Source organism: Roseateles amylovorans, assembly GCF_025398155.2.
Taxonomy (GTDB): Bacteria; Pseudomonadota; Gammaproteobacteria; order Burkholderiales; family Burkholderiaceae_C; genus Roseateles; species Roseateles amylovorans.
On sequence record NZ_CP104562.2, the window covers coordinates 1,268,847 to 1,293,689 of the forward strand.

Below are 24,843 nucleotides of genomic sequence, written 5' to 3' on the forward strand. Positions count from 1 at the left end.
GAAATTGGCCCCGAGACCGAAGTCCGGGGCTGTTAGCACTCAACGATTGCGAGTGCTAGCAGCAACGGATTATAGGGACGGCTTGTGACGTTTCAAGGGTGGGGACCTGTTTTGACCCTCAGGTCGCATCGACCTTGAAGTCATCCCGGGCGCGGCCCTGGGCTTCGTAGTCGGACAGCCAGCGGGCCGGGCGACCGCGGCCGCTCCAGGTATTGGCCGGATTGGCCGGGTCCCGGTAGAGCACCGGGGCCGTGCCGTTGCGCTTGTCGGCGGCGTTGCGGCGGGGGGCCGCATACGGCTGCAGGGCTTCGATGGCTTCTTCCACCGAGAAGCCGGCGGCCTGGATCTTCTTGATGTAGCCGTCGGCGATGACCTTCAGCTCTTCGGATCGCTTGTCTTCGATCTGCTGTTCCAACTGCCTGCTGAGCGCGACGAGTTCGGCGTAGGAAAGCTTGGAGACATCAATATTGCTCATGGACTCGTTCGTGGAGGGGCAGTGAAGCCCGGATCCTAGTCTCAAAACGAGCGGATCCTCGCCAGATCGACGTCTTCATGCAGGCCGAGGTTTGACGCCAGCCCAGCAACGCGCCCCGGTCGGTGGATGGAGAAAGTCGACAGTTCAGCGTGGCCATGCAGCCTGTGACGGTGTCCGACCTGTTGTTTTTCGGCTCAGGCCGACCGCGCCCGATGCGGGACCGCGCTGCCGTTTCAGCGTGCTGCCGGCAGCTTTTCAGCCGCCACGCGCAGCAGATTGCGCAGGGCATCCGTCGAGACGGGTTTCTCGAACGCCGCATCGAAGAGCTGCGGATAGCGCCGTTCCAGGTCCATCAGACCGCCGCATCCGCTCATGGCGGCCAGCATCAGGGTGTCGCCGCGCCGCTGTCGAAGCTCCTGGGCCAGATGGGCGCCCTGGGTGGCGGTCTTGTACACATCGGTGATCACGACATGCGGAAGGAACACTTCCTCCACCAGCGCGCCATCTTTGGCGCTGTGGCAGGTTCGGGCTTCCCAGCCCCAGGTCTCCGCCAGCGCGGCCACGGCGTCGGCGAGGTCGACGTTGTCGTCGACCACCAGCAAGCGATGGTGCATCCCGAGGCCTTCTTTGCTTCTTGTAGAGGGCTCGCATCAGGCGCCCTTGGGCGCCGGGCGTCAACCCCGCGTTGCGCAGATCCTGACGAATGACGACATGTGCGCTCCTCGCTTGACTTCCTGTGGACAGTCAGGAAGCGATCCGCATCGCCAATGCGGACAGGGACCGCAATGCCTGCGGCCATGGGCGTGCAGGGCGGTCGCTGGCCGCGGTCGCTCAGGCTTTCGCGGTGTCTGCGCGTTCACGCAGCTTGGTCATTTCCTGCAGGCAGATGTTTTCGCCGACGGTGGTCAGGCGCAGGCCGCCGCCGTTCCACTCCAGCCAGTCGAGCTGGACGTAGTCATCGATGTAGGTCTCGTCGATGTCGCAGGCGCGGCGGCGATACAACGCGTCCACCGACGCTTGAAGGGACAGGCGCAGCGTCTCGAGGCTGTTGCGGGTTCGCATGGGAGGGGCTCCTTGCGTTCCGCGCGGCGACATGCCACGCGAGCAGATGCGCCAAGCGATCAATCAAGAGCGGAGACTTCGCTGCCACATCGTCGGGGAGACGGAGACAGGCGCTTCGGAATGACAACCTCACGGGTCTACGCACCGATCCTACGCTGATCGCCCGCACACGCCCGATGTATTTCGGCGGCAGGGGCATCGGGACGCTCAGGTCGGGGGGCCAGGCCCCATCCCCCTCAGGGACCGGGTTCAGCGCACCACAAACCCCAGATTGGCCGAGACATAGCTGATCGGCATGAACACCCCGCCGCCGACATACTGAAGTTGCAAGGCGTCCTGCTGACCGCCGGACAACGAGCCGGCCGTGCCCAGGGTGGTGGACGAGCGTCGGGAGCCCGTCTGAATCGCGGCGCCGGCATTGCCGGCCACCAGATTCATGCCATCGGCGCTGCTGGCCACGGCGATCCACTGTCCAATGTCTCCGGTCCCACGCCAGGTCACGCCGTTGTCGGTCGATTCGTACAGTGACCCGCCACTCGTGGCGGCCACGACGAAGCGGCCGTCGGACGACGACGTGATGCCCCGCCAGGTTCGATTCGCAGCCTGGGATTCCCAGGTGGTTCCGAAATCGTTGGACACCCAGATCGCGCCGGTATCGACGGTCGCATACAGCCGTTTGCCGTCTGCCGTGGCGGCCAATGCCCACCAGTATTGGGTGGTGGCGCGGGCGGTCCAGGTGACGCCGGCATCGGTGGACACATAAAGGCGGTCGCCATTGGTGCCGGCCACCAGCACCTGGCCATCGGCGGACGAGGTCATTGCACGCCAAGCGCGGTTGGCCTCGCGCGGGGTCCAGGTGGCGCCGCTGTCGGTCGAGGTCCAGATCTGGCCGAGGTAGGCGGCGGCCACCAGATGGGTGCCGTCCGTCGAACTGGCCACGGCACTCCAGCCCCGGGACGTGCCGTCGGTGACCCAGTTCAGCCCGCCATCGGTGGAGGTGTAGATCGAGCCGCCATTGGCCACGGCCACCAGCTTGAGGCCGTTGCTGGACGAGGCCACCGCACTCCACGGCGGGCCGGCGACCCGCGCGATCCAGCTCACGCCACCATCGGTGGAGGTGTAGAGCGTGGTGGTGGAGGCGGCCAGCAGCCGCAGCCCATCAGCGGACGACGCCACGGCGACCCAGTTGTCGGTCAGCGCCTGCGGCGTCCAATGCAGCTCCAGGCCGCCGGGCAGGCCGCGGGTCGTGATGCGCTGGCCCGCGTTCTGGGCGATGGTCCAGCCGCCGCTTCCCACGCCGCTCACCTTGATCCAATCGCCGATGGCCGGCGCAGTGGGCAAGGTGATGACGACATTGGTGCTGGCATTGGCCAGGTAGCCGGTGTTGACCTCGCCCTGGGCGGCGGCGCCGGTGACCTCCACCCATCGTGTGTCCGCGGGAGCGGCGCTGCAGAGATAGGCCGTGGCGGTCACTTCGCCGGCCTCCAGCACCTGGTTGCCATTGAGGTCGATGCCCGAGGACACGCGTTGGCCACCGTAGGTGCAGTTGGCGCCGGCCGCCTCGACGGCCAGGGCGATCAGGCTGTCATGGCCCGCCGATCCGACCGCGCCTGTGGCACCGGTCGCGCCGGTGGCTCCGGGGGCACCGTTGCAGACATAGGCGGTGGTCGTCACTTCGGCATCGGCCAGGACGCCGTCCCGATCCAGGTCCAGACCGCCCAGCACCTGCGAACCCCCTTGAGTGCAATGGCTGCCGGCGGGTTCGGCGCGCAGTCGAACGAGCGTGGCCGCGCCTGGAGCGCCCGATGATCCGTTCGCACCATTGGCGCCCGCCGCGCCGTTGCAGACGTACTGTGTGCTGCTGACCTCGGCATCGGACAACGCGCCGCTGCGATCAAGGTCCAACCCCGCATCCACCCGCACGCCGCCGGAGGGACAGGCCGTGCCGGGCCCTTGAGCGGCGACACGCACCAAGGCCGCAGTGCCGGAGGCCACCGGCGGGGGATCGTCCAGGCCCACCGCGTCCGATCCGCCACCGCATCCCACCAGCAACGACATCAGTCCGATGACCAGGGCCCCTGTCGAGCGCGACAGGCGTGGAAATACGGCCGGGTGGCCAGTGAACGGAAGCGACATGGCGGGTACGGAGGAAATGATCTCGAATCTTGAACGAAGCGTCGCCAAACTGCATCGTTCATTTCGCGTGCGGCGCAACGATAGGGGCAAAAGATGGCGGCCCGCGCGACACCGCCCCCCGCAAATCGGGGGCAGGCGTCGCCTCAGCGATGGCGAAGGTCAACCCAGGCCGCCCAGGCTCCCCATACCCAACATTTGCTCACGTTTTGGACTCGCTCGTTCACTGACGCACCACGCTCGCGGTGGCAGCATGCGCGGTCGTTTTGTATCGACCCTGCCCAGGGCGCGCCGCGTCTCCATGACTTCCCGTTCTTCGTCGCCGCTGGCGCTTCCTTCGATTTTTCCGAGTTCCGCCGCGATCCGCGCCTGGCGGCATGGTTTGGCACTGTCCGTGTTCGCCGCGCTGGTGGCGTGTGGCGGAGGCGGCTCGGGCGCGTCCAGCGACAGTGGCCCGAGCGCCTCAGATCCTTCCGCCAGCACACCCACCACGGGCATTGGGACGGGGACAGGCTCTGGTTCTGGATCCGGCTCCGGCACAGGCACAGGCACAGGCACAGGCACTGGCACTGGCACCGGCGGGACCACACCGACCGACCCGGCCACCCCGGTCCGCACCACGAGCTTCACGGCGACGGATGTCGAGCTCCCCAACCCGGAGCGTGGCTTCTTCCGCTGGGCCTGGACCAAGCTGGATGCGCTCGCTGCGGCGGATGTGCAAGATGCCTATGCCAAGGGCTACCGTCTGCTCTACACGCCGCTGGACCTCTCCGCCTACCGCGACCACGATCTGCCGGCCAGCCTGTTGACCCAGCTGGACACGGCCTTCGCGCGAGCGCGGGCCGGCGGCGTCAAGCTGGTGGTGCGGGCGGTCTACAACTATCCGGCCTCGGAAACCGACTACCAGAACGCCCAGGATGCGCCGCTGCCGCGCGTGCTGGGCCACATCGGCCAACTCAAGCCGGTGCTGCAGCGCAATGCGGACGTCATTGCCTACATGCAGGCCGGTTTCATCGGGGCCTGGGGCGAGTGGCATACCTCCTCCAACCAGTTGACCGCCACCGCCAGCCGCACCCAGATCCGCGACGCACTGCTGGATGCGGTGCCGACCAGCCGATTCATCCAGGTGCGCTATCCGCCGTATGTGATGGACTGGACGCCGACCCTGCCCAGCCTGCAGACGGCGCTGGCCGGCGGTTACCGCGTCGGTGTTCACAACGATTGCTTCCTGGCCAGCACGACCGACGTCGGCACCTTTGACGACAACGCCACCACACGGACCGCGCAGCGCGATTACGTCGATCGACTGGGTGATCTGGCCCCGTTCGGCGGCGAGACCTGCGACCCGGCGGATGAATCGTCACCCACGCCGCGCACCAGCTGTGCCGACATCCTGGCCGAGGGCGCCCGCTACAACCTCACCTATCTGAACGACGAGTACTTCCGGACCCTGTTCCATGACCGATGGGTGCAGGCGGGCTGCATGCCCGAGGTCCAGCGCAAGATGGGCTATCGGCTGCAACTGGTGAAGGCCTCGCATCCGGAATCGGTGACCCGCGGGCAGACCTTGGCGCTGTCGGTCACCGTGCGCAACACCGGCTGGGCCCGGGTGTTCAATCCGCGCGGTCTTCAGGTGCTGCTGCGTGACGCGACCACCGGCGCCGTGCGGCGGGTGGATGCCACCGGTGCGGATCCTCGCGCCTGGCTGCCCGGCGCGGACCAGGTGGCGACACTCAGCATCACCGTCCCGGCCGACCTGGCTGCGGGCAGCTATCAGTTGTGGCTCGGGCTGCCGGATGGCGACAGTCGCCTCGCCAGCGATGCGCGCTATGCGATCCGACTGGCCAATGCGGACGACACGACGCTGGGCCAGCGCTGGGACGCCACCCTGGGCGCCTTCGCGCTCGGGACCTCGGTGACCTTGAAGTGAGGTGACGACCGACGGCGCGCGGACCCGTCGGGTCCGCCGCCTCAGCGGCCCTGCTCGCCGAACCGGATCGAAATGATCCGGCCCTCGCGAATCTTCACCACCGCCGCCAGGTTGCCCGGCCCCCGGTCATACAACCATTCATCGGTCATCACGCAGCCGCTGTAGACCGGTTGCACCTGGCCATTGCGGCCGGGGTCGCCGGGCGTGTAGATGGGCACGCAGTAAGCGTCGGACAAGGTGGGTTGGCCGCAGGCACGCAGCAGCGACAGCTTGGAATCGCCCTCCCGGACGCCGTTGTCGCTGCACCGCAGCGACTGCGCCTGCGCACTGGCACCGATCAGCAGCAAGGCGCCGAGGGCCACCCGCCGGGACAGTGCCAGGGGGCCGATTCTTGTTGTCATGACACGATCCTCCGCGATGGTCTGCCTGACCCAACGCGGGAATCGACCGCCCGGTTGACCTGGGCCGCCGAGGGACCGATGCGGGACCGTCTACGGACGGTCTATGGACCGTCGAAGCGCGCCGCCGGGCGATCTCGATGGACCGAGGCACGACGACGCCCGTCGATGCATGAGATCGCCGACACCACCCGCATGTGGCCGACGGCCGCGCTGCGGCACGCGGGCGTGACGGCTCAAGCATGGCCTGCCCCCGCCCCGACCCACGGGCAGGCCTCACCTCACCTCATTTGATGGTGTAGCTGTCCCCGTACACCTTCCAGGACAGCGGCGTCTTCAGCGTCAGGTTGCCGGCCTTGAGCCAGACGCGCTGCGCGGTCTCCACGCGGGTGACGTCGCTGTGCGCTTCTTCAGTCTTCATTGCGGCCACGCGGGCATCGAGGAAGGCATTCAGATAGGTCGCCTCATCGCCACCTTGGGCGGGTGGGCGCGCCTTGGCCATCGCGGCCTTGCGGATACCACCGAAACTCACGCCGCTGTTGCCCGGGCCGTGCATCACGATCGCGTCGTAGTAGATGAACTGGCCGAGCGCCTTCAGGCCGTCGGACTTCGCCTGCTGGACCGAGGGATTGAAGTAGCTCCGGTCACGCTCGCTGTCTTGCGCCTGCTGGAACACGACATCGGCCGAAGCGGTGCGCCAATCGGTGGTGAAGTTCGGGTCCAGGCCCGCATGCGAGTCGCTGCCGTTCACCGACTTGAGCGCGTTCAGGTACTTGGCCAGCACATTGCCTGGCCGCAGCGTGTTGTAGTGTTGGACCAGCTCCAGCATGTCACCGGTGCCAGAGCAGAAGCCGATGATGCCGGCGGTGTAGCCGCGACCATCCCGGATGTCCTGGATGTAGCGGTACTGGGCGCGCCAGTCCAGCGACGAGTTCTCGGCGCTGGAGACGATCTGCATGGCGATGTCCTTCATGCGGGCATCGGTGAGGTCCGCCGGTGCCGGAGCAGGAGCAGGAGCCGGGGCCGGTGCTGGTGCCGGTGCCGGTGCCGGTGCCGGTGCTGGTGCTGGTCCTGGTGCCGGAGCAGGCGACGGTGCCGGAGATGGCGAGGGTGCCGGTGTGCCGCTGGCGGTCAGACGCCAGCGCTGGTTGGCGCTGCCGGCGCAATCCCATTGCTGGATCGGCGTGCCGGCGGTCGTCGCATGGTCAGTCACGTCCAGGCACCGGCCGCTGTGGCGCGCCTTGAGGCTGACGCCGTCGCCGGTGCTGCTCAAAATGAAGCGCTGGTTGTCGCTGTTGGCGCCTGCCCATTGCTGAAGCCGTGCGCCATTGGCCATCGACACGTCGCTCACATCGAGCGACTTGCCGCTGGCCAGGTTCACCAGCCGATAGCTGCCACCGGTCTCGCCGCGAAACTCGAAGCGTTGCGAGGCCTGGGTGCCGCAGCGGTTTTGCTGCAGCGGTGCGCCGTCCGCTGTCGCTGTGCCGCCGATGTCCAGACACAGCCCGGACTCGGCCGACTGAACGGTGTAGAGGCCGACCGCCACCGCGCCGCTCAGGCTGCCGGTTCGAGGAAGCAGCCGCAGTTGCTGATTCGCCGAGCCGTTGCAGGTCGACTGCTGCAGCGGCGTGCCGTCGGTCAGTCGACCGCCTTGCACGTCCACGCACAGGCCGCTGCTCTGATTGACCATCGCGAACCGGTCGCCACCCAGATGCTGAACGCGGAACTGCTGCGCACCGGTGCCGTTGTCCGTCCATTGCTGCAGCGCGGCACCTTCCGCCAGCGAGGCCCCGGCGATGTCCAGGACCTTGCCGCTGCCCGCGTTGGTGAGCTTGTACAAGCCATTGCCCAGCTCGGCGATGTCGAACGACTGCGCTGGGTTGCGACTGCAGGCCGCGATCTGCAGACGGACCCCATCCGCCGTGCCCGCGCCGGCCACATCGACGCAGCGACCGCTGGCCGCATGGGCGATGGTGTAGACGCCCGCTCGCAGCACCACCGTGGCGGCGGCGCCTGCTGCGGCTTGCGCGGTCGCGCGGGCGTCGGAGCCGGCCTCGGCGGTCTTGCCGAACACGCTGGTGCCGGCTTCGTCGTCATTGCCGCCGCCACAGGCGGTGAGGCAGGCGCCGGCGATCGCCAGCAGCAACGGGGCCGTCATCAGGGCGGAGGCCGAGGAGCGGCCGCTGGCCTTGCGGAGTCGATGGGTCATGAGGAGTTCCTTTGAACGTCCCCCGCAACGGGCTGTTCGGCCTGTTCGACCTGATCGGTCTGAACAGCTGGATCTGCCGGATCGGGGGCTCGCCGCGGGAGCGGCGGCCACCGGAGGTCAGTCGCGGGGGACAGGTGCGCTGGGGTCAAGCGCGGGCGGGGTGAATCACTTCCACTCCGAGGTCTGCAGCAGCGGGTCGACCGGCAGGCCCAGCATCGTGCCGACCTTCTGGCCCACCGTGCCCGGTGTGGCCAGCGCGGCCGAGCCGCAGGTGCCGCCACCGGTCTTGAGGATGGCCCAGAGCATGGCGCCGTCCCGCACATTGCGGTTGGGCGCGCTGCTGTTGAGCACCGCATTGGTGTAGCGCTGGACCGAGTAGGGCTGGTTCAGGTTGACACCGTACTGGTCCTGCAGATTGCGAGAACCGGTGCATTGGGCATCGGCATCGTTGACCACCAGCAGACCGCCGGCCCAGCCCTCGGGCGCGGGTTCCAGTCCGATGGACACGATGGTCTTGGACGGGAACAGCGAGCGGTACTGGTTGTAGGCGGTGATGCCGTCGTAATGCTCGAAGCGGGCGTCGTAGCTCATCACGTTGACCATGTCGAGCATGTTGGCCACGGCTGGGTACTTCAAGGCCACGGCGCGCTCGCGTCCGGCATTGCCGCCCCAGTAGGACAGCTTGCCCGCGCAGGCGGCGTCGGTGGAGGTGGCCGAGGTGCAGTCGGCGCCGGTCGACCAGCCCGCCAGGGTCAGCATGCGACCGCCGCCGGCGAGGTCCACCGCACGGCGCAGCGCCTTGATCACATTGGCATAGCGATCGACATCGCCATCGCTTTCATAGTCCACGTCCAGGCCGTCGAAGCCGAGCTCGGTCTGGATCTTGGCCAGCGCATTGATGATCGGGCCGTTGCCTGCGGCGCCTTCGGCCGCGATCGGGCCCCAGTTGTTGTAGGTGGCACCGCCCACCGCCAGGATCACCTTCTGGTTGCGCTGATGCAGCACGTCGATCGAGGCCTTGATGTCCTTGGGCGTGGCATTGAAGTTGATGCCGGTGCCGGAGAAGGTGTTGGCCGACAGGCCGGCCCACGAGAAGCTCGGATCCGCGAAGGACACCATCACATGGGTGTAGGTGGCCGGCACACGGGCGAACTTGCTCGCCTTGTAGACCTCATTGGCCGATTTGCCGGTGGCGTCGAACCAGTTGTCGCTCCAGGTCGGGTAGTAGCCGACATAGACCCGACGCGTCTGCACGGCCTTCAACGCCTCCGGCAGGGTCAGGCCGGTGCCGGGCGATGGTGCCGGTGCGGGCGACGGGGCGGGCGCAGGCGACGGTGCCGGTGAAGGCGCGGGGGACGGCGACGGCGCGGGCGAAGGGGAAGGCGCCGGTGCCGGAGACGGGGCTGGCGATGGTGCCGGCGTGGGGCCGCAGCTGCCGGACGTCGGTGTCCACAGCGACGGCGTGGCGGCCGGGTTCCAGTTCGTGCCCACCCAGGCCGTGTGCGCGACCAGGGCCTTGTAGGTCTTGCCTTGGTAGCTCACCACCTGGCCGACGGTGAAGCTCTTGCCTTCGGCCCAGGCGACGCAGGTGGCGGGTGCGGGAGCCGGAGCGGGCGCGGGTGAGGGCGCTGGCGCGGGAGAGGGCGCCGGTGACGGGCTGGGTGCGGGGCTGGGCGCAGGGCTGGGGGCCGGTGCGGGCGAAGGCGCCGGCGCGGCGCCCTTGGCGGTGGCAAACGCCTGCCAGTATTCGTGGTCGCGGGTGTTGGTGCGGCTGTACTCGCCCAGGTTGCCGGAGCCGATGCGGTCGCGCTGAGCGGCCCAGTACGACAGCAGGCCGATGCCCTTCTGCTTGGCAAAGGTCGCCACCGTGGCCGCATCGGCCGGGGTGAAGATCTCGGAGGCCACATCGTTCTGGCCGATCATCGGCGTGATGCCGATCATGGCCCAGCGCTGGGCGTCGGTCTTGTTCGGGTAGATGGTCTTGAGTTGGGCGACCGTCTGGGTGGCGGCGGAGATGGCCAGGTCACCCATCTTGCGGCCGCTGCTGTAGTAGCCGCCGTAGTCCATCGTCATCAGATTGACGATGGAGATCTTCACACCGGCCTGCGCTGCGCCGCGCAGCAGTTCCAGGGCATCGCGCCCCAGGCCGCCGGTGTCGTTGGCATTGACGTAGGGCACCACCGGCAGGGTGAAGGAGGTGTAGAGGTCGGGATAGATCGCTTGCAGCTGCTGGATCGCGGCATTGCGCACCGCATTCAAGCGGCTGTCGGCCAACTGGCCGCCTTCGATGTCCCAGTCGATCGATCGGGTGCCGTGGGCATCGATCAGCCGACGCAATTGCGCCACCAGCTCGTTGGCCGAGCAGGTGGACTCCAGATAGGTGCCGTTGGCGCCGCCGAAGGACAGGATCACCCGTCCGCCCGACTTGATATAGGCCTTGATGTCGGCCTGGAAGCTGGCGTTGTTCAGCGTGCTTTCCATGCCGCCGCCCAAGGTGCAGCCGCCGCCGGAGACACCAAAGGCCAAGGTCACGGCGTCGATGCCGGCCTTGGACTTGGCCTCGCTCAAGGTCTTCAGGCTGTAGCTGCCGTTGCCGAAGCCCCAGGTGAAGAAATACGGCGCCACGATCGTGCCCGCCTGCGCCTGCGCCTGCGAGCCCGCCGCCAGCAATGCCGCAGCCAGTGCCACTGCCTTGATTTGTCCCGTACCCATGTGTGTTGCGCTCCTGTCGTCCGCCGCATCGGTGGGACTGCGGGGTTGTTGTTCTCGATAAAACCACCGTGAGACCAGTGGCGGACTTTATGAACGGATCGCGCCGGGAACTGTGTCAACCGGTAGTGGAAACTCGTGTCGACCTGTATGCAGTTATTCAAAACCTCCTGGGTTGGTGACGAGTTTCAATCACCTTGCACCGAAAACCAGTGACACGCGGACTTGAGCGGTCGCTACACGGCGATGAACGGAGAAACTCGCCGAGTTGTAAGGGTTTGATGGTGACCCGACGAACGGTCCATACCAGTGGCTTCAACCCGTGGCAGTGCGTTTCGGCCAACGTGAATGGCATTGCAAGTAATTGTTCATGTCGACGGCGGCGCAAACCCTTGAGCCTCGGGATAAATCCGCGCGGGAACGGGACACACAAGGACACCAGAACGAGTATTGGACTGGTATTTCGTTTTTAGACTGACGCGCCACTTGAGCAAGGAGACTGGCATGTCATGGAATGCGCGAAGAATTGAAGGGAACGGCCGGTCCACCCCGTCCAGGTCGACCCAGGTCCTGCTGATCGCCGCCGCGTGGATCGCGGCCATGGCCTTGCCTCTTGACGATGCCGAGGCTGCGACGATCCGATCGGCAGCCAACAACAACTTCGTCAGCGCCACGGCCACGGGCACCTCCTTCCTCACCGCCACCGCGGGCGTGGCGGACACCTGGGAGCAGTTCCAGATCATCAACAACGCCAACGGCACGGTCTCGTTCCGGGCGACGATCAGCGGCAACTACGTCGCGGCCGATACCGGTCTGGCGGCCCCCAACACCAACAAGCTGATCGCCAACCGCGGCAGCATCGGCGGCTGGGAGCAATTCGCCGTGGTGCCGCAGTCCAACGGCACGGTGGCCCTGCGGTCCATGGCCAACGGCCTCTATGTCTCCGCCGACCTGAACCTGGGCGGTGTCCTGGTGGCCAACCGCAGTTCGGTCGCGGCCTGGGAGCAGTTCGTCATCAGCGACCTGCCGGTCACCCCGCCGCCGGCCACGCCGCCGGACTTCGGCGCCAATGTCCATGTGGTCAGCCCCAACACACCCAACCTGCAGGGCCTGATCAACGACATCTACAACGCCCAGCAGCCCAATCACTTCGGTCCGCGGCGCGATGCCATCCTGCTCACGCCCGGCACCTACAACAACCTGCGGATTCCGGTCGGCTTCTACACCCAGGTGCTGGGTCTGGGCAGCCATCCAGACCAGGTCCATGTGAATGGTGACCTGCGCTCCAATGCCTACCTGGACGGCGACAACGCCACCCAGAACTTCTGGCGCGGTGCCGAGAACTTCTCGGTCACGCCGAGCCTGGGCATCGGCAACAACACGATGCAGTGGGCCGTCTCGCAGGCCATCCCGTTCCGCCGCATGCATGTGCGCGGCAACATCAAGCTCAACCAGAACAGCGGCTGGTCCAGCGGCGGCTGGTTCTCCGATGTGCTGGTCGACGGCCAGGTCAATTCCGGCAGCCAGCAGCAATGGATCTCACGCAACAGCCAATGGGGCAGCTGGGTCGGATCCAACTGGAACATGGTGTTCGTGGGCGTGCCCAATGCGCCGGCGGGCGAGTTTCCCACCGCCGGCCAGCGCTACACCAAGATCGCCCAGACCCCGGTGATCCGCGAGAAGCCCTATCTGTTCATCGATGCCGACGGCAGCTATGCAGTGCGGGTGCCTGCGCTGCGCACCAACACCAGCGGCATCTCCTGGGCCAATGGCGGCATCACGGCTGGCCGCACCTTGCCGATCAGCCAGTTCCACATCGCCAAGCCGAGCGATTCCGCCGCCACGCTCAACACCCAGTTGGCCAGCGGCAAGCACCTGCTGTTCACGCCCGGCACCTATGTGCTGACGCAGACGCTGCGAATCAACAATCCCAACACGGTGGTGCTGGGCATCGGTTTCCCGACGCTGCGCTCGGACAACGGCCAGCCTCTGGTGCAGACCGCCGATGTGGATGGCCTGACCATCGCCGGCCTGTTCCTCGATGCGGGCGCGGTGGAGTCCGGCGTGCTGATGGAGATCGGCCCGAACGGCGCCAATGCCAATCACGCCGCCAATCCGATTGCGCTGCATGACCTGTTCTTCCGTGTCGGCGGTGCAGCCGCAGGACGGGTGAGGATCGCCTTGAGCGTCAACTCGAACAACACCGTGGTCGACCACACCTGGATCTGGCGCGCGGACCATGGCGCCGGCGTGGGCTGGGCGAGCAACCCGTCGGAGAACGGCCTGTGGGTCAACGGCAATGACGTGACCATGTACGGCCTGTTCGTCGAGCACTTCCAGAAGCACCAGGTGGTGTGGAACGGCAACGGCGGCCGGGTCTACTTCTACCAGTCCGAGATCCCCTACGACCCGCCCAGCCAGTCTGCCTGGAACAGCCCCACCGGCCGCGGTTATGCCGCGTACAAAGTGGCGGACTGGGTGACCAGCCACGAGGCCTGGGGCCTGGGCGTCTACAGCGTCTTCACCAACGGCAACATCTGGCTGGACCGCGCCATCGAGTCGCCGGTCAACGGCAATGTGCGCTTCCACAACATGATCTCGGTCTGCCTGGGCAACAACGGCGGCATCGTCCATGTGATCAACAACACCGGCGCGCAGACGGGTTGCAATGCGTCCTACACGCCGACGGTGACCAACTTTCCCTGATCGAAGGCGCAGGCCGAGGCCCGTCATCCACGGGCCCCGATCCTGACGCCGATCCAGAAAGGTCAAACGGCCCGTTGCATGGCGCAGCGGGCCGTTTCTTTTGGGAGCGGGGGTGATCAATAGGTGATGGTCACCGTCACCGTGTCGGTGTAGGCACCGGGCACCACGTTGGCCAGCGACGGAATGCGGCCGTAGACCGACAGGGTCTGTGCGCTGCCGCTGCCGGTGCCAGCCTTGGTCGAGGAGCTGGCGGTGCCGTCGCCCCAGACGGTCGAGCGGCCGGAATCCAGGTACAGCTGATAGGCCAGGGTGTTGGCGCCGTTCGTCATCGTCCGGGCGCTGAAGTTGGAGGCACCGCCGGCATTCGCACCGGCGTTCAGGGCCACGGCGTAAGGCGTGGTGTTTGAGCAGGTGACCGTCAGGGTGGAGGTGCCGTCCAGCGGGGTGGCGGTGGCCAGCGGGTCGATCGCGCTGCCGAAGTTCAATGTCGAGCCCGACACCGTGCAGGCGCTGACGATCGTCGCGGTGACCTGGAAGGTGGTGCCCACGGTCGAGGCGGTGGCGGTGACCGAGGTGGCCGCCGCGGTGGCCATCAAGGCCAGGCCGACGGCGATGCGCTGAATGGTCTTGCCGGTCCGGGTCGAAAACGTGTTCATGTGGCCCCCTGTTTGCGATGTTGAAATCTTCGTTGCCGGGGCCTGTTTTCAACAGGCGCGGATCCCGTCAGGCAGCGTCGGCGCAACCCAGGAGGCGCGTGTAGGCGGATTGCCGACAGGCGTCGGGCGTTGGGCGTCACACAACGTCAGCCAACGTCACGCACCCGAGGCACCGGGCGCCACGCACCGGCCACCACGCACCGGGCACCGGGCATCGGGATCGGGGACCCGGGCGCGGCGATCAAAGTTCAGCGACCGGGAGCCGACCTCATCTCCCCGGCCCCGTTTCGAAGGCCTCGCCGCGTTTGCGTGCTGCGCCGTGGCCTGCGGGTCCAGCGAAGGGACACGCGCCCAGGTCCCTTGCCATGCGGTCCAACGCACGTGGCGCAGTGCAGCGGTGCAGTCCGCCCAGGGAGGGAGGCGGCCCTTCTCGGGGTCGCCTTCACCCGAGGGACGCGGCGGACCCGTCGGAGTGATGGCAACATTCGCCCATCTCATTGCCAACAAGGACTGCCCATGCCCACGCCTTCGCATCCCGACGATTCGTCCGCCCGCCTGCCCCGTGGTGGGTTCCGGCGCCGTGCCGCCCTGGTCCGCGCTGTCGCGGCGGGTGTGGGGGCCTTGTGGCTGGCGGGGGCGGCGGTCTCGGCGCAGGCGGCGGATCTGCTGGACGAGGTCAAGGCCCGTGGCACGCTGCGCATTGCGTGCGAGGGCACCTACCCGCCGTTCAACTTCAAGGACGAGAAAGGCGAGCTGACCGGCTTCGATGTGGAGATCGCGAAGGCGCTGGCAGCCAAGATGGGCCTGAAGCCGGTGTTCACCACCACCGAGTGGAGCGCGATCCTGGCCGGCCTGCAGGCGGGCAAGTACGACGTCATCGTCAACCAGGTGGCGGCCACCGACAAGCGCCGCGAGACCTTCGATTTCAGCGGTCCGTATGTGCTGTCCTATCCGCAGTTGATCGTGCGCGCCAATGAGTCGCGCAAGCTGGAAACGCCGGCCGACCTGAAGGGCCTGAAGATCGGTGTCGGCCAAGGCAGCAACTTTGCCGAGCTGGCCAAGGGCATCGCCGGTGCGGAAGTTCGCACTTATCCCGGCGCACCCGAATATTTGCAGGATCTGGCCACCGGCCGCATCGACGTCGCCATCAACGACAGCCTGCTGATCCCCTACCTGCGCGCCAAGACCCGTCTGCCGGTCAAGGCCGGCGCGCCGTTGGGCAAGCCGGAGAGCAATGCGATCCCGTTCCGCAAGGGCAGCCCGCAATTCAAGCAGGCGATCGACAAGGCGCTGGCCGACCTGATGGCCGACGGCACCTACGCCAAGATCTCGACCAAGTGGTTCGAACGCGACGTGAGCCAGCCGCCCGCGGCCCGCTGACGCAACGCCGTCCATGGAACTGCAATCGCTGTTCGCGCTGGCCTGGCCGGTTCTGCTCAAGGGGACCGGCTACACGCTGATGTTCGCCATCGTGTCGATGCTGCTGGGCCTGCCGCTGGCCGGCCTGGTCACCTTGATCCGGGTGCTGCGGGTCTGGGGCCTGGACCGTCTCACCGCGGTCTATGTCAGCGCGATGCGCGGCACGCCGCTGCTGGTGCAGGTGTTCATCGTGTACTACGGGCTGCCCAGCATCGGCATCGAGCTCTCGCCGATCACCGCCGGCATCCTGACGCTCACTCTGAATGTGGCGGCCTACATGAGCGAGACGCTGCGCGGGGCCATCGTCGCCATCGCCCAGGGGCAATGGCTGGCGGGCACCAGCCTGGGCCTGACGCGGTCGCAGACCCTGCGCTACATCGTCGCGCCACAGGCGCTGCGCGCGGCGGTGCCCAGCCTGTCCAACAGCCTGATCAGCCTGATCAAGGACACCTCGCTGGTGTCGGTGATCGCGGTGACCGAGCTGATGCTGGCGACCAAGGAGCTGATCTCCACCACCTTCCAGCCGTTTCCGCTGTACATGGCGGCGGCGGGCATCTACTGGGTGCTGAGCCTGAGCTTCGAGCAGTTGCAGCGGTGGATGGAGAAGCGCCTGGCCTATCCGAACTGAGCCACTTGGGGCGCGTGGGGCGAGGTCAATCCCACCAGAAGAACCAGACCGGCGACTTCAGCAACGAGGCCGCGAGCGCTTCGAGCGTCTCGCAACCCTGGTAGACGATGTCGGAACAGTAGATGAACTGCTCGCGCGCCAGCGCCAGGGCGTCTTCGCGGGTCTGCGGCGGGCGGGCGACGGTGAACTCCACCACGTCGTCGGCGATGCAGGCCACCTCGGCGCCGAAGCGCTCGGACCAGGATCGCCACAAGGCCGCATGTTCATGCGCCTGCGGGCAATCATTCCAGCCGCCGATCTTGAGCAGCGCCGCCGCCTCGGGCGAGGTTCGGGCCGGCAGCACCGCGATGTAGACCTCGTCCAGCGGCTCGCCGCTGACCATGTCGATCGGGGTGGTCAGCGCGGTGGCGGGGGCGGTGTCCTCGGGCCAGTCGGCGGCCTCGATTTCGTAGAAATCGTCTTCGGCCTGCTCGCGTTCCTGCAGCCACTCCATCGGATCGAGCGCGGCCGCCTCGGCCAGGATCTCCTCCGGCGTGGCTTCATTGAACGCCATGGCTTCCTGCAGCCGCTCCAGCTGTTCCGGTCCGCCGAGCATGACCGGCAGGCCCTCGCCGCGGTCCCTCAGCGCCCAGAGTCGCGCCGGTGCCTCCAGGCCCGTGACGGTGATGATCGGAAAGGGGAAATCCATGGCAATGCATCCAGTGACGATGAGCGGCCATGGTAGCGGGGGCGGCGGCTCCGGGGATGACAGCCAGGTGCGATCCTTGATGCCTTATCCCTGCGGCTCGTGGCAGGCCACGCACAGCTTGTTGCCTTCCGTGTCCCGGAAATAGGCGCCGTAATAGTCGGCGTGATAGTGCGGGCGGAGGCCGGGCGGCCCCTCGCAGGTCCCACCGTGGGCCAGGGCGGCAGCATGCGCCTGGTCCACCGCGGTGCGGGTCGATGCGAGGAAGGCGGCCATTTGACCGTTGCCCGGCTGATGCGCCTGGCCATCGAAGGGTTCACCGATCAGCAACAACGGTCGCGGGCCGGGGCTGGATTGCCAGCCGGCCCAGCGCCGGGCGCTATCGCCGAACCTCTCCTGGATGCCGAGCACCGGCATCAGTGCACGGTAGAACCCCAGGGCGCGTTCGAAATCCTGAACGCCAAGGTGAAGGTGGGACAGCATGGGCCAAACTCCGAGGTCAGCGCGAGGTGGCTTCGCGCCTTGAGGGGGCCCGCGGGCTCACTCAGCGCCGCACCTTCCCGTCGTCGGTCAGGATGGTCATGTCGACAAACCGCGAACCGGTGTGACGCTGGTTCGAGAAGTTGATGAAGAAGCCGCCCAGGTTCAGATCATTCAGACCTTCCAGCCCGGTAATCAGGCTGTCGGGGCTGGGCGAATTGCCGGCGCGCTTGAGGCCTTCGACCAGCGTCTTGGCCGCAATGAAGCCTTCCATGCCGGTGTAGCTCAGCTCCTTGTTGCCGGAGGCCTTGCTGCGCTGGATGTATTCCGAGGCGATCGGTGTCAGGCCGGAGAACGGGAAGGGCACCACCTGCGATACCACCACGCCGCGTGCGTCCTTGCCGAGTTCCGTGGCCAGCGCCTGGGCGCCGACAAACGACAGGTTGTAGAAGTTGCCCATGAAGCCGCTGCGACGCGCCGCACGGATGAACGCCGCGCATGAATGGTAGGCACTGATCTGGATGATGCATTCCGGCGATCCGGCCATGATGCTCTTGAGCGCCGCATCGACAGCCACCGAATTGCGCTCCACCGTGCCCAGCGACACCGGTGCCAGATTCAGCCCTTTCATCGCCGTCTTCACCGCCTCCAGGCCGCCGATGCCGTAGGCGTCGTTCTGGTAGAACACAGCGATCTTCTTGATGCCGACGGCGGTGATCTGCTTGAGGATCTCCGCCGCTTCGTCCTGGTAGGACGCACGGACGTGGAACAGGTAACGATTGAACGGCGTGCGCAGCCCCTCGGCACCGGTGAACGGAGCGAAGCACGGCACCTTGGCGGCGGTGAACAGCGGCATCGCCGCCAGCGTGGTGGGCGTGCCCACATAGCCGAACAGCGCGGTCACGCCGTCTTCCAGCAGACGACGCGTGTTGGAGGCGCAGCGCTCCGGCTCGTAGCCGTCGTCCAGGCTCTTGAGTTCGATGCGGCGCCCGGCCACGCCACCGCGGCTGTTGACCTGGTCGAACATCAGCATCGCGCCGTCACGGAACTGCTCGCCGAGCTCCTTGGCCGGGCCGGAGAACGGCGCCGACTGGCCCAGGACAATGCGCGAGTTGTCGGCGAAGACAGGCAGGCTGGCGGCACCGGCGAAGGCGGCGGCTTGTTGGAGCAGTTGACGGCGTTTCATTGTTTTGGCGGAGGCAGGCGCACCGGTCGGGCCGGCGGGCGCATGGTTCGAGTGGCCAGGAGCCGCGCGGCCCGAGGCCCTGGAGGGCCCGAAGACCGGAAAGGCTCGGAGGGCTGAGGCACGCGCGTGCGGCGCGTCGGCAGACAACGGACGCGACATGCACGACCGTCGCGCCGGGGCATGGGCGCCATCTTGCTGGAACCTGTCCGATTCGCGACAGCGTTACGTGCCCGGGGCGCGAATTATGCGGGGTGAATGTGGACAAGTTCACAAGCGAATTGGTCAACTTGGGATCAACACCACTTGGCATAAATCGTTACAAATGCACGAACCGAAGTCGGTCTTCGGAAATTAGAGGGGGGTGGAGGGGGCCTACCGGCCACCCGTCGCGCCGGCGGTCCGCGCTGCAGCCGGCTGAACGCTCGCCACCGCTCGCGTGGTTCGCCGGCCTGCTGCCGTCCTTCAGCGTTGAATCAGCGCCCAGGCGAGCGCCGCCCCCGTGCCGATGAAGCCCATCGACAACACCGCATTCAGGCACCACAACGCGAACCAGCCGCCGGTGATGCCGTGACGGGAGCGGGAGGTGGGGGCCATCAGCATGATCGAACTCGGCACCAGCAGCAGGGCGGCGACGAACAGCAGCGGGCCGCCCAGCACAAAGCCGGCCACATCGGGCGCCTTGGGGATGACTTCGGCTGCATCAGCCGCCATGCCCTGAGTCAGGATATGGAAGCCGAAGACGAAGCCGGCGGTGAGCAGAAAGCCGAGGGACTGGATGATTCGCATGGCAGCGGGCGGCGGCGGCAAGGCGCGTCGATCAGGAAGCAGGAAACAGGGGCGAGTCTGGGCGGTGCCTGTGTGGTCACTGTGAAGTCCGCAGGCAGGCCCGGGGTGATCGCTGCGGCGGTCTTCGCGGGCAAGCCCGCGCCCACGCGACCCCGGTGCTGACGCTGACGCTCGCTCTGACGATGCTCGGCAATCCGGCGGCCCATCCAAGGATCGCCCGTGTGGGCTGCGGGATGAACGCCTGGTCCGGGCATCGCGCAGCCGGCGCGCAGGGCGTTGCGGCGCGGGTGCCGGAAGCCATGCCCGGGCACGGACCGATGGTGTCGGGCCGGCGGGTGCGATAGCCTCCCGGCCTTCTCTCCCTACCGCCGGCGTCGTGCTGGCCGTTCTTCATGTTCCGTCCCGCCCTGATGGCCGCCGCCGTGGCTGCCGCACTGTCCGCCGCGCCGGTGCACGCCCTTGACGTCAAGAGCTTCGCTGCCGATGTCTCGCCCTGCGCCGACTTCTACGACTATGTGAACGGCCCCTGGGTGGCCGCCACCGAACTGCCGGCGGATCGCTCGCGCATCGGCAGCTTCGATGCGCTGCGGGTGGCCAACGATCGGCTGCTGAGCGACGCGCTGGCCGAGCTGATCGCCAAGCCCAAGCTGCAGACCACGCCCGGCCTGAAGCAGGTCGCGGCGTACTACGCCAGCGGCATGGACCAGGCCGCCATCGAGGCGCAAGGACTCAAGCCAGTCCAGCCGCTGCTGGATCGCATCCAGGCCATGAAGTCGGTCGAGGACCTCCCCGCAGTGATGGCGCAGCTGGCACGGGTGGGCATCGCGGCCCCGGTGGGCGAGTTCGTCCGGGCCGATCCGAAGAACACCCGGGTGAATGTCCTGACCCTGGCGCAATCCGGCCTCGGCCTGCCGGACCGCGATGACTACTTCAAGGACACCGACATCGCCAAGAAGCTGCGCGAGGCCTACCGCCTGTATGCGCAGCGGCTGCTGTCCTCCGCCGGCTTCGCGGCCACGCCGCAGACGCTGGACGCGCTGATCGGCTTCGAATCCCAACTGGCCGAAGCCACCAAGCCGCGTGCCGCGCTGCGTGATCCGCTGGCCAGCTACAACCCGATGACCACGCCCGAACTCGCCGGCAAGGCGCCGGGGCTGGCCTGGGACGCCTACCTCAAGGCCCTGACCCGCAGCGACACCCGCCCCGGCGGCGTGGAGCGCCTGATCGTCGCGCAGCCCGAGTTCATGCAGCGCGTGGCCCTGATGAGCGAGCACATCCCGCTGGCCACCTGGCAGACCTACCTGCGGCTGCGGGTGCTGGACAACAGCGCCAACCGCCTGCCCAAGGCCTTCGCCGATGCCCACTTCGACTACTACGGCGCCACCATCAGCGGCCTGCAGGCCCGCTCGCCGCGCAATGAGGAAGTCATCCTGCTGATTGGCGGCCGGACCGGCGGCTCGCCGCTGGGGCTGGCCCTGGGCGAGCTGTTCGTCTCCAAGGCGTTCTCGCCCGAAGCCCAGCGCCGCGCGACCCTGCTGATCGGCGATGTGAAGGCCGCGATGCACACCCGCATCGAGAACCTCACCTGGATGAGCCCGGAGACCAAGGTCAAGGCGCTGGAAAAGCTGGCCGCGATGCAGCCCAAGATCGGCGCGCCCGAGAAGTGGCCGCAATACGTCGGCCTGGCGTTGCAGCCCAAGGACTTCGCCGGCAATCAGTTGCGCGCCGCCTCCTGGTATCACGAGGAACAGATCAAGGACCTGGACCGCCCCACCGACCGCACCCGGTGGACCATGGCGCCCTACATCGTCAATGCCCAGGCCGGTGGCCTGAACGAGATCACCTTCCCGGCCGGCATCCTGCAGCCGCCGTTCTTCGATGCGAAGGCCGACGACGCGGTGAACTACGGCGGCATCGGCATGGTGATCGGTCATGAGATCGTGCACCACTTCGACGACCGCGGCCGCCAGTTCGACAGCATCGGCAGCCTCAACGACTGGTGGACCGCCTCCGACGCCGAGAACTACAAGTCGCGGGCCGATCGCGTGGTGGCCCTCTACGAGAGTTACGAGCCGGTGCCCGGCACCCGCATCAACGGTCGCCTGACGCTGGGTGAGAACATCTCCGACATGGCCGGCATGCCGATCGCCTTCGACGCCCTGCAGAACGCGCTCAAGCGCACCGGCAAGACCGACAAGATCGACGGCTTCAGCCAGGAGCAGCGCTTCTTCCTGTCCAACGCCATGGTGTGGCGCAACAAGTCGCGCGAGGCGGCCCTGCTGAACCAACTGCGCACCGACCCGCATTCGCCGGGCAAGTACCGGGTGCTGGCGCCGATGTCCAACATGACGGCGTTCAGTCAGGCCTTCAACTGCAAGAGCGGCGATGCGATGGTGGCTGCCGATCCGATCAAGGTCTGGTGATCGTCGACGCCGGAGGTCCCCGGTCTGACGACCCGGCCGACGGCTGAAGCAAGGCGGTCCCTGCATGACCTGCAATGCCTGCGGCGTCCGCGCCCAGGCTGGCGGTGGCGTGCGGGGCCGCTGCGGGGCCGGTGCCGGGCACCGGATCGGGGGAGGTTGTCGCGGGAGCGGCGGCGTTCCCCGTGCCGAAGGCCATGCCGCTTGTCCGAAGCGCGCCACAGCGCGCCCCTGCTGACATCGCTGAAACCATCCGGAAGGCGAGTCCTGCTACAACGGGCCACCGCGTGCGGGCCTGGTGTGACTGCCGGTGCTGGCAGCCTCCTCACACCTGATCGTCTCCCCACCCCCACGTCCCCATGACTGTGTCCCGCACCCCCGGCGTGCCGCCGGCGTTCAGTCCGTACCAGCGTTTCGCGGTCGGTCTGCTGACGCTGCTGCAATTCGCCGTCATCCTCGATTTCATGATCATGTCCCCGCTGGGGGCGATCATCATGCCGACGCTGTCGATGACCGCGCAGCAGTTCGGCCTGGTCGTGTCCGCCTATGCCTTCAGCGCCGGCATTGCCGGTCTGCTGACCGCCGGCTTTGCCGACCGCTACGACCGCAAGAAGCTGCTGCTGTTCTTCTATGGCGGCTTCCTGCTGGGCACGCTGTGGTGTGGCCTGGCCAACAGCTTCGAGATGCTGCTGCTGGCGCGCATCGTCACCGGCCTGTTCGGCGGCGTGATCGGTTCCATCGTGATGGCCATCACCGCCGACCTGTTCGAGCCCGCGCTGCGCGGCCGGGTGATGGGGCTGCTGCAGGGCGCCTTTGCCGGCAGCCAGGTGCTGGGTCTGCCGTTCGGGCTCTATCTGGCCGCGCATGGCGGCTGGCATGCCCCGTTCCTCGCCCTGGTGGCCATGGGTCTGGTGGGCGGCGTGCTGATTGCGGTCTTCATGAAGCCGGTGAATGCCCATCTCACCGCAGGCCGGGCCGACAGCCCGCGTGTGCACCTGTGGCGTACCCTGATGAAGCCGCGCCACTGGCTGGCCTTCGGCACCACGGCCTTGCTCACCACCGGTGGCTTCATGCTGATGCCCTTTGCCAGTGCCTTCGTGGTGCACAACGTGGGCATTCCGCTCAGCGACCTGCCGGCGGTCTACCTGGCCACCGGCCTGGCGACCTTGGTGGTGTCACCCCTGATCGGTCGGCTGTCCGACCGCGTGGGACCGATGCCGGTGTTCTATACCGGCTGCGCCATCACCGCCGCCATGGTGCTGATCTATACCCGGCTGGGGCCCTCGCCGCTGGCGCTGCTGATCGTGGTCAACGTGGTGATGTTCGTGGGCATCTTCTCCCGCCTCATTCCGTGGCAGGCCATGGCGGCGGGCATTCCATCACCCGAGCAGCGCGGTGCCTTCAGCGCCATCAACAGCGCGTTGCAGCAGCTCGCCGGGGGCGTCGCCTCGTTGGTGGCCGGACATCTGGTCCACATCAGCGTCGATGGCCAATTGCAGGACTTCCCGCGCGTCGGCTATGTGGTGATTGCCTCGACCGTGGTCGCCGCCGTGCTGATGCGCCAGGTGGTGAAGACGAGGCCGGCGCAGAGTGACTGAGCCTGTCCCGACCGTTGGCGACATCCCCGCAATATCCGGTTACGGCAGTCGTGCGCGTCGCGGATGGCATGCCCGGTTCGGCACCATCACGGTGCCGTTGCGCGCATAACGGGTAAACCCCTACGGGATGACGGGCGGATGTCGCTCGACCACCTTCGATGGCGTCGACGCGTACGCTACGCGGGTCTGGGGTGCGGGAATTTTCGTGTGCTTCACACGCCGGTTGCATGAGCCACTTAGGCTGATGACAGCGGCCACCGCAGCGCCCAGGCGTCGCGCCGTCTCCAGACCGCTGCCGATGGATGTTCAGTTTCCCCGTTCCACTTCATGTCCGTTTCCGCCTTCTTCCCGTCGTTCCAGCGCTGTCGCGTGGCCTTGTTGCTCACGTTGGCGTCGGCCGCCGTGGGCGGATTGACGGCCTGTTCGCGCAGCCCGTCGTATGACGGTCCCGAGCTGTCGAGCTGGGAGTCGCATCAGCATCAGCGCTGCGTGGCGCTGCTGACGCAGATGTGGGGCAATGAGCGGGTGCGTCACACTTCCGCGGAGCGGGGTGCGGGGGGACTGGACTATGTTTGGGTCAATGTCGATGTGGACGATGACCGGGACGACATCGACCGCCGCACGTCGCGCGGCAGCCGCCATGCCGGGCACTGCCAGTTCGAAGCCGGTTCGGATGCAGTGCACATCCATACCTACGCCTTGACCGAGGGCGCAGTCGCCGGCGCCGATGGCCGCGATGCCGGCTACCGGTTCTTCACCGCCTCCGCCAACGAGACCGTGGCCGTCGCCGACGACGCGCCGGCCCGCTGAGGCAAGCGCTTTCGGCCGGTGCCGAGCGGCGGACGGCTGGCGGCCCCTTCCAGAAGGTTCATGGCCGGTTGCCCGACGGGCTGTCGAGGACCGACCGACTTCTGGCCCAATAGCGGTTCACGAAGTCCCAGCCCCGTCGGGCCCTGCGCCATGCTCCGTCGCCTTCATCATGCCGCGATCATCTGCGGTGACTACGACGTCTCCCGTCGCTTCTACACCGAGGTCCTCGGCCTGCGCGTGATCGCGGAGCACTACCGCGAGGCGCGACGCTCCTACAAGCTGGACCTCGCCCTGCCCGACGGCGGTCAGATCGAGCTGTTCTCGTTCCCCGACTCGCCGCCGCGGCCGTCCTATCCGGAGGCCCGCGGCCTGCGCCACCTGGCGTTTGCGGTCGACGATGTGGACGCGTTCAAATCCACGCTGCAAGCCCAAGGCGTGGCCGTCGAGCCGGTGCGGGTCGATGAATACACCGGACGCCGCTACACCTTCTTCGCCGATCCGGACGGTCTCCCCTTGGAGCTCTACGAAGCCTGACAGGGCACCCCGTCAGCGT

The 24,843-nt window shown here is 67.3% G+C and carries 22 protein-coding genes; 9 read left to right on the forward strand and 13 right to left on the reverse strand.

Annotation, left to right across the window (positions count from 1 at the left end):
• Positions 1–118: 118 nt before the first annotated feature.
• The 4 genes from N4261_RS05505 to N4261_RS05520 all read right to left on the reverse strand — a co-directional run bounded on the left by N4261_RS05505 (position 119) and on the right by N4261_RS05520 (position 3,673).
• Entirely contained in the window at positions 119–475 is a 357-nt protein-coding gene (locus N4261_RS05505) for an H-NS histone family protein (protein WP_261759204.1), read from the reverse strand.
• A gap of 233 nt (positions 476–708) precedes the next feature.
• Positions 709–1,089 (reverse strand): response regulator, encoded by a 381-nt coding sequence (locus tag N4261_RS05510; protein ID WP_261759205.1) that lies wholly within the window; start codon positions 1,087–1,089, stop codon positions 709–711.
• A gap of 217 nt (positions 1,090–1,306) precedes the next feature.
• On the reverse strand, positions 1,307–1,537 hold the full coding sequence (locus N4261_RS05515; protein ID WP_261759206.1) for a hypothetical protein: 231 nt from the start codon (positions 1,535–1,537) through the stop codon (positions 1,307–1,309).
• Between the two features lie 249 nt (positions 1,538–1,786).
• The gene (locus N4261_RS05520) at positions 1,787–3,673 is read right to left on the reverse strand and encodes a WD40/YVTN/BNR-like repeat-containing protein (RefSeq protein ID WP_261759207.1); all 1,887 of its coding nucleotides are present in this window, start codon (positions 3,671–3,673) and stop codon (positions 1,787–1,789) included.
• A gap of 298 nt (positions 3,674–3,971) precedes the next feature.
• On the opposite strand from N4261_RS05520, the gene N4261_RS05525 reads away from it, so the two are divergent.
• Positions 3,972–5,600, forward strand: a complete 1,629-nt coding sequence (locus N4261_RS05525) for a DUF4832 domain-containing protein (protein WP_261759208.1) — start codon at positions 3,972–3,974, stop codon at positions 5,598–5,600.
• A gap of 41 nt (positions 5,601–5,641) precedes the next feature.
• On the opposite strand, the gene N4261_RS05530 is transcribed toward N4261_RS05525, so the two are convergent.
• Together N4261_RS05530 and N4261_RS26020 are read right to left on the reverse strand one after the other, a co-directional pair.
• Positions 5,642–6,001 carry a DUF2845 domain-containing protein gene (locus N4261_RS05530; RefSeq protein WP_261759209.1) on the reverse strand — a complete coding sequence of 120 codons (360 nt, stop codon included), beginning with the start codon at positions 5,999–6,001 and terminating at the stop codon, positions 5,642–5,644.
• Positions 6,002–6,284: 283 nt separating this feature from the next.
• Positions 6,285–8,207 (reverse strand): chitosanase, encoded by a 1,923-nt coding sequence (locus tag N4261_RS26020; protein ID WP_290428850.1) that lies wholly within the window; start codon positions 8,205–8,207, stop codon positions 6,285–6,287.
• An 11-nt stretch (positions 8,208–8,218) separates the two neighbouring features.
• Between N4261_RS26020 and N4261_RS05545 the strand changes: the two genes are divergently transcribed.
• On the forward strand, positions 8,219–8,371 hold the full coding sequence (locus N4261_RS05545) for a hypothetical protein (protein WP_261759210.1): 153 nt from the start codon (positions 8,219–8,221) through the stop codon (positions 8,369–8,371).
• 1 nt (position 8,372) lies between these two features.
• On the opposite strand, the gene N4261_RS05550 is transcribed toward N4261_RS05545, so the two are convergent.
• The gene (locus N4261_RS05550; RefSeq protein WP_261759211.1) at positions 8,373–10,919 is read right to left on the reverse strand and encodes a glycosyl hydrolase family 18 protein; all 2,547 of its coding nucleotides are present in this window, start codon (positions 10,917–10,919) and stop codon (positions 8,373–8,375) included.
• 365 nt (positions 10,920–11,284) lie between these two features.
• Complete coding sequence (locus N4261_RS05555) at positions 11,285–11,518, reverse strand: hypothetical protein (RefSeq protein ID WP_261759212.1); 234 nt, start codon at positions 11,516–11,518, stop codon at positions 11,285–11,287.
• Here N4261_RS05555 and N4261_RS05560 point away from each other — a divergent pair.
• Entirely contained in the window at positions 11,517–13,622 is a 2,106-nt protein-coding gene (locus N4261_RS05560) for a pectate lyase-like domain-containing protein (RefSeq protein WP_261759213.1), read from the forward strand. The genes N4261_RS05555 and N4261_RS05560 overlap by 2 nt on opposite strands.
• A 116-nt stretch (positions 13,623–13,738) precedes the next feature.
• On the opposite strand, the gene N4261_RS05565 is transcribed toward N4261_RS05560, so the two are convergent.
• Positions 13,739–14,278, reverse strand: a complete 540-nt coding sequence (locus N4261_RS05565; RefSeq protein WP_261759214.1) for a Csu type fimbrial protein — start codon at positions 14,276–14,278, stop codon at positions 13,739–13,741.
• Between the two features lie 516 nt (positions 14,279–14,794).
• Between N4261_RS05565 and N4261_RS05570 the strand changes: the two genes are divergently transcribed.
• Together N4261_RS05570 and N4261_RS05575 are read left to right on the forward strand one after the other, a co-directional pair.
• Positions 14,795–15,658, forward strand: coding sequence for a transporter substrate-binding domain-containing protein (locus tag N4261_RS05570; protein WP_261759215.1), 864 nt, complete (start codon positions 14,795–14,797; stop codon positions 15,656–15,658).
• 13 nt (positions 15,659–15,671) lie between these two features.
• Positions 15,672–16,325, forward strand: coding sequence for an amino acid ABC transporter permease (locus N4261_RS05575; RefSeq protein ID WP_261759216.1), 654 nt, complete (start codon positions 15,672–15,674; stop codon positions 16,323–16,325).
• A 25-nt stretch (positions 16,326–16,350) separates the two neighbouring features.
• On the opposite strand, the gene N4261_RS05580 is transcribed toward N4261_RS05575, so the two are convergent.
• From N4261_RS05580 to N4261_RS05595, 4 genes are all read right to left on the reverse strand, one after another.
• Positions 16,351–17,013, reverse strand: coding sequence for a DUF4253 domain-containing protein (locus N4261_RS05580; RefSeq protein WP_261759217.1), 663 nt, complete (start codon positions 17,011–17,013; stop codon positions 16,351–16,353).
• 84 nt (positions 17,014–17,097) lie between these two features.
• Positions 17,098–17,493 carry a VOC family protein gene (locus N4261_RS05585; RefSeq protein WP_261759218.1) on the reverse strand — a complete coding sequence of 132 codons (396 nt, stop codon included), beginning with the start codon at positions 17,491–17,493 and terminating at the stop codon, positions 17,098–17,100.
• Between the two features lie 61 nt (positions 17,494–17,554).
• Positions 17,555–18,676 carry an ABC transporter substrate-binding protein gene (locus tag N4261_RS05590; RefSeq protein ID WP_261759219.1) on the reverse strand — a complete coding sequence of 374 codons (1,122 nt, stop codon included), beginning with the start codon at positions 18,674–18,676 and terminating at the stop codon, positions 17,555–17,557.
• 462 nt (positions 18,677–19,138) lie between these two features.
• On the reverse strand, positions 19,139–19,462 hold the full coding sequence (locus tag N4261_RS05595) for a hypothetical protein (protein ID WP_261759220.1): 324 nt from the start codon (positions 19,460–19,462) through the stop codon (positions 19,139–19,141).
• Positions 19,463–19,854: 392 nt separating this feature from the next.
• On the opposite strand from N4261_RS05595, the gene N4261_RS05600 reads away from it, so the two are divergent.
• The 4 genes from N4261_RS05600 to gloA2 all read left to right on the forward strand — a co-directional run bounded on the left by N4261_RS05600 (position 19,855) and on the right by gloA2 (position 24,824).
• On the forward strand, positions 19,855–21,885 hold the full coding sequence (locus tag N4261_RS05600) for a M13 family metallopeptidase (RefSeq protein WP_261759221.1): 2,031 nt from the start codon (positions 19,855–19,857) through the stop codon (positions 21,883–21,885).
• A 356-nt stretch (positions 21,886–22,241) separates the two neighbouring features.
• On the forward strand, positions 22,242–23,480 hold the full coding sequence (locus N4261_RS05605; protein WP_261759222.1) for an MFS transporter: 1,239 nt from the start codon (positions 22,242–22,244) through the stop codon (positions 23,478–23,480).
• 327 nt (positions 23,481–23,807) lie between these two features.
• Positions 23,808–24,290, forward strand: a complete 483-nt coding sequence (locus tag N4261_RS05610; protein WP_261759223.1) for a hypothetical protein — start codon at positions 23,808–23,810, stop codon at positions 24,288–24,290.
• Between the two features lie 150 nt (positions 24,291–24,440).
• On the forward strand, positions 24,441–24,824 hold the full coding sequence (gloA2, locus tag N4261_RS05615; protein ID WP_261759224.1) for an SMU1112c/YaeR family gloxylase I-like metalloprotein: 384 nt from the start codon (positions 24,441–24,443) through the stop codon (positions 24,822–24,824).
• The last annotated feature ends 19 nt before the right edge of the window (positions 24,825–24,843 follow it).

Bases quoted from the DNA above. Each gene is read 5' to 3' on its own strand.
- N4261_RS05580 (WP_261759217.1), bottom strand. From the start codon at position 17,013: ATGGATTTCCCCTTTCCGATCATCACCGTCACGGGCCTGGAGGCACCG.
- N4261_RS05610 (WP_261759223.1), top strand. From the start codon at position 23,808: ATGTCCGTTTCCGCCTTCTTCCCGTCGTTCCAGCGCTGTCGCGTGGCC.
- gloA2 (WP_261759224.1), top strand. From the start codon at position 24,441: ATGCTCCGTCGCCTTCATCATGCCGCGATCATCTGCGGTGACTACGAC.
- N4261_RS05590 (WP_261759219.1), bottom strand. From the start codon at position 18,676: ATGAAACGCCGTCAACTGCTCCAACAAGCCGCCGCCTTCGCCGGTGCC.
- N4261_RS05605 (WP_261759222.1), top strand. From the start codon at position 22,242: ATGACTGTGTCCCGCACCCCCGGCGTGCCGCCGGCGTTCAGTCCGTAC.
- N4261_RS05530 (WP_261759209.1), bottom strand. From the start codon at position 6,001: ATGACAACAAGAATCGGCCCCCTGGCACTGTCCCGGCGGGTGGCCCTC.
- N4261_RS05550 (WP_261759211.1), bottom strand. From the start codon at position 10,919: ATGGGTACGGGACAAATCAAGGCAGTGGCACTGGCTGCGGCATTGCTG.
- N4261_RS05600 (WP_261759221.1), top strand. From the start codon at position 19,855: ATGTTCCGTCCCGCCCTGATGGCCGCCGCCGTGGCTGCCGCACTGTCC.
- N4261_RS05520 (WP_261759207.1), bottom strand. From the start codon at position 3,673: ATGTCGCTTCCGTTCACTGGCCACCCGGCCGTATTTCCACGCCTGTCG.
- N4261_RS05515 (WP_261759206.1), bottom strand. From the start codon at position 1,537: ATGCGAACCCGCAACAGCCTCGAGACGCTGCGCCTGTCCCTTCAAGCG.
- N4261_RS05505 (WP_261759204.1), bottom strand. From the start codon at position 475: ATGAGCAATATTGATGTCTCCAAGCTTTCCTACGCCGAACTCGTCGCG.
- N4261_RS05565 (WP_261759214.1), bottom strand. From the start codon at position 14,278: ATGAACACGTTTTCGACCCGGACCGGCAAGACCATTCAGCGCATCGCC.
- N4261_RS05560 (WP_261759213.1), top strand. From the start codon at position 11,517: ATGGCCTTGCCTCTTGACGATGCCGAGGCTGCGACGATCCGATCGGCA.
- N4261_RS05595 (WP_261759220.1), bottom strand. From the start codon at position 19,462: ATGCGAATCATCCAGTCCCTCGGCTTTCTGCTCACCGCCGGCTTCGTC.
- N4261_RS05510 (WP_261759205.1), bottom strand. From the start codon at position 1,089: ATGCACCATCGCTTGCTGGTGGTCGACGACAACGTCGACCTCGCCGAC.
- N4261_RS05555 (WP_261759212.1), bottom strand. From the start codon at position 11,518: ATGGCCGCGATCCACGCGGCGGCGATCAGCAGGACCTGGGTCGACCTG.
- N4261_RS26020 (WP_290428850.1), bottom strand. From the start codon at position 8,207: ATGACCCATCGACTCCGCAAGGCCAGCGGCCGCTCCTCGGCCTCCGCC.
- N4261_RS05585 (WP_261759218.1), bottom strand. From the start codon at position 17,493: ATGCTGTCCCACCTTCACCTTGGCGTTCAGGATTTCGAACGCGCCCTG.
- N4261_RS05570 (WP_261759215.1), top strand. From the start codon at position 14,795: ATGCCCACGCCTTCGCATCCCGACGATTCGTCCGCCCGCCTGCCCCGT.
- N4261_RS05525 (WP_261759208.1), top strand. From the start codon at position 3,972: ATGACTTCCCGTTCTTCGTCGCCGCTGGCGCTTCCTTCGATTTTTCCG.
- N4261_RS05575 (WP_261759216.1), top strand. From the start codon at position 15,672: ATGGAACTGCAATCGCTGTTCGCGCTGGCCTGGCCGGTTCTGCTCAAG.